Consider the following 3,511-nt stretch of genomic DNA (forward strand, 5'->3'; position numbering starts at 1 on the left):
CCACGACCGGCAACCAGCAGCTGGCCGGCAATGCGCTGCTCGCACACGGCAGCCCGGCGCAGGTCGCGGCCTACCGCGACGAAATCGACCGGATGGCAGAGGTGTACGCGTTCGCCGCGACCGAGATCGGCCGCGGCACCAACCTGATCACCACCGGGACACAGGCCCACTACCGGCACGAAGACCGTTCGCTGGCGCTGCTGACCCCTTCCGACGATGCGGCGAAATACTGGATCGGCAACAGCCTCTTCTCCGCCACGTACGCGATGGTGCTCGCTCGGCTCGTGGTCGACGGCAGCGACGAGGGGCACCATTGGTTCCGGGTGCCGCTGCGTCCGAGCGAAGGCGCGATGCCGTTCGCCGGCATACGGATTCGCCGGGCCGATCCGAAGGGCGGGCTCCCCGGGAACCAAACCGGGATGCTGCATTTCGACCAGTACCGCATGCCGCTGGACGCCCTGATGTCCGGCTGGGCGCAGATCGACGACGCCGGCAAGTACGTGAGCGAAATCCCCAGTCGCGAACGCTATCTGCGCTGCCTCGGAACCTTCTCCCAGGAACGCATCTTCCCGGTCACCGGAGCGGCCGCCGTCATGCGGCGCTGCTCGGCGATCACTCTGCGCTACAGCACATACCGCGAGACCTCGGGCAAGATCCTGCTGAGCTTCGAGCACTACCGCGAACGCCTGATGCCCGTGGTCGCCGAGGCGCTCGCGCTGCAGCACTTGACCGAACACCTCATCGAGCAGTGGGCCGGCCGCTATCGGACCGAGCCGATCACGTTGCATGGACGGCCTCTGCACGGGCTGACCTCCGCGGCCAAAGCCCATGCCTCGTGGGCCGCCAACACAGCGCTCGTCGAACTGCGTGAGCTGTGCGGCGGGCACGGATTCCACAGCCACAACGAGATCGTCACCGCCCGGGTGGACGGCGAGATCAACACCACCTTCGGCGGCGACAACAACGTCCTCTGTTACGAAAGCGTGCGCATCGTCGCCAAGACCACGGAGGCCGACAGTGCCCGGCCCACCGCGCCCACCCTCACACAGGCCGGTCTGCGTTCCTGCGCCGAAGGAATCGACTTGCTGGAAGCATTGGCGCAGTTGCTGTTACGGCGATGGCGCGCAACTCGCAGCGGCGCACTGTGCCGGCCGCACGTGCATGCCAGCTGCAGCGCCGCGCTGCTGCGCCGATGGTCGGCTCATTCCCGGGGCCCCGTCGACGACCGCCTTCGGCTGCTGCACGCGGTGAGTTGTCTACTGAGCCTTGCCGATCACCTCACCGCGGAGGGACTGCTCGACGGTCCCGGCATCCGCGGCCTGTTCGCCCAGCGCGGCGAGCTGAGCGATCGCTGCGCCGAAGATCACGCCGAGGTCCTCGACCTCCTGGACGTCCCCGCAGCCCTGCTCGACGTCCCTCTAGCCCACCCCGATTACGTGCACCGCACCGTAGCCGCAGCGCGGGACACCACCCCGATGCACATTCCACGGGGACAGGCGCAGTCGGTGTAGGCCGATCGGCATTGGCTCCCAATGCCGGATGCCCCGGGTTGCACGGGCGGCGGCTACCGCACGACTACGGACTCCGGGGAGCCGGAGCGCAGGACGGCGTCGATGTGGATTTGGCGGGCGATGAAGTGCCCGCACTCGACGGTGGCGGGAATGCCGGTGAGGTGCAACGAGTTTCCGTCGGGAAGTCCGGCGTAGTACAGGCCGGGTAGCACGCCGAGCATGCCCTTCTGCTGGCGGGGCACGCCGTGCTCGTCGAGGGCCTGCTGCGGCAGGAAACGGTAGTCCGGCCCGAACCCGGTGCACCAGATGATCGCCGTGATGCCGTGCTGCGCCAGGTCGAGCTTGCCGCCGAAATCGGCGATATGCGTCAGGTGCACGTCGAGGGGCGGGTGTTGTTGCGGTGCGACGAAGCCGCGCAGGCGAATTCCGGTGTCGATCCGATGCAGAATCGCGCGGAGCGATCGAGCGGAATCCGCCGCGACGTCGACGACATTGTCCGCCAACGACAGTACTGTGCCGTGCGCCGCACGCACGGAACCGACCAGACCGACACCCTTTTCGGCCAAAGTGCCGAGGTTCAGGTCCGCACCGCGGTTCGTCACGGCGCTCACCGGCAGGCCGGGCAGCTTGGCCGGATCGGCACTGTCGAACTGCCCGGTCACGAAATCGTCGTACAGCGAGAAGATGTACATCCACTCGTGGATGCCGCGGCCTCGGTAGCGGCGCGGAAACACCCGGTGCCGACCGACCGACAGAAAGACGCGGCGGCCGGTGTCGGCGAGTTCGTCGGCGATCTGCTGGCCGCTGATGCCCGCCCCGACCACCAGGACCGCACCGTCGGGCAAGGTCGCTGGATTGCGGTAGTCGCGCGAATGCACTTGCCGGACAGTCGGATCGATATCGGCCGCGCAGTCCGGCACCCGAGGTTCGGCGTAACCGCCCACCGCCGCGACCACGTTGCGGGATTCGAGCACGGCGCCGGTCGACAGCGACGTCCGGAACCTGACGTCGTCGCGATCCGATGTCGACGGCGGGCACTCGACCGCGCGCACCTCGGTGTGCTGCCGTACCCGAAGCTGTCGCTGCGCCGCATAGCGACGCAGGTGCCCCGCCAGCTCGCGGCCCGACATGGTGCCGTCCGGATCGGCACCGTCGTACTCCCAGCCCGGAAACCGGATGGTGCGGTTGCCGCTGCCGACCAGCAGGCTGTCCCACCTTTCGTGTGCCCAGGCATGGCCCACTTCGGCCTTCTCCACGATCACCGCCTCGTGGCCGATCTCCTGTAGCGAGGCGGCCACCCCGCACCCCTGCTGGCCTGCGCCGATGATGACAGTTTCGGCGTATTCGATGGTCATCGGATCACCCTCTCCGCGCTGCGCGACGGTCGTAGTTCCACCCGGTTCGTCAGGCTTGCCTTACTCAAACATTTGAAGTCGAGTAGAGATCAAGACCTACGAAGACGAGACGGCAGGTGAAATGGACGACACCGCTGCGGCAGACCCGCCACGGGACCAAGACCTGGTCGGAATCGGCACGGCCGCAAGGCGATTCGGCCTAGCGGAATCAGCGCTGCGCTACTGGGAGAAGCGCGGGCTGCTCCGCCCGGCCCAGCGGCGCTCGCGCTGGCGCCTCTACGGCGACGACGAACTGCATCGCATCGGACTCATCCAGATGTGGCGCGAAACCGGCCTGATGAACCTCGACGAAATCGGCACGGTCCTGGCCGCGCGCAATCACGAGTGGCGGCCCGCGGTCCAGCAACGCCTCGATGAGATAGCCCAGCAGCAGCAACGACTTTCGGCCGCCCGCGCGATGCTGGAGCACCTACTGACCTGCCCCGACCCCAACCCCGCCGAAGCCTGCCCCTACCTGCGCGTCATGACCGGCGACCGCGTGATCACAGCCGGCGACCAGCCGGGGAAGGCACGCTGAGCGGCACCGCCGGCCGTGCGAGCACGACATGCTCGCACGGCCCGGTCCCGGCGGTGGTCATGGTGCCG

At 68.0% G+C, this 3,511-nt stretch carries 3 protein-coding genes; 2 read left to right on the forward strand and 1 reads right to left on the reverse strand.

All coding sequences use genetic code 11. The annotated features are described in order from the left end of the window. Nucleotides 1-1,511, forward strand: a 1,511-nt coding sequence (locus NBRGI_RS20795) for an acyl-CoA dehydrogenase family protein (protein ID WP_051727916.1), incomplete at its 5' end; no start/stop codon positions are given. Nucleotides 1,512-1,564: 53 nt separating this feature from the next. Here the strand turns inward: NBRGI_RS20795 and NBRGI_RS20800 are convergent. Next, on the reverse strand, nucleotides 1,565-2,866 hold the full coding sequence (locus NBRGI_RS20800; protein ID WP_029898817.1) for a flavin-containing monooxygenase: 1,302 nt from the start codon (nucleotides 2,864-2,866) through the stop codon (nucleotides 1,565-1,567). 121 nt (nucleotides 2,867-2,987) lie between these two features. Here NBRGI_RS20800 and NBRGI_RS20805 point away from each other — a divergent pair, with 121 nt between their 5' ends. Further along, complete coding sequence (locus tag NBRGI_RS20805; RefSeq protein ID WP_029898819.1) at nucleotides 2,988-3,443, forward strand: MerR family transcriptional regulator; 456 nt, start codon at nucleotides 2,988-2,990, stop codon at nucleotides 3,441-3,443. The last annotated feature ends 68 nt before the right edge of the window (nucleotides 3,444-3,511 follow it).

The sequence above is a fragment of the Nocardia brasiliensis IFM 10847 genome (genome assembly GCF_000710915.1).
Lineage (GTDB): Bacteria > Actinomycetota > Actinomycetes > Mycobacteriales > Mycobacteriaceae > Nocardia > Nocardia brasiliensis_A.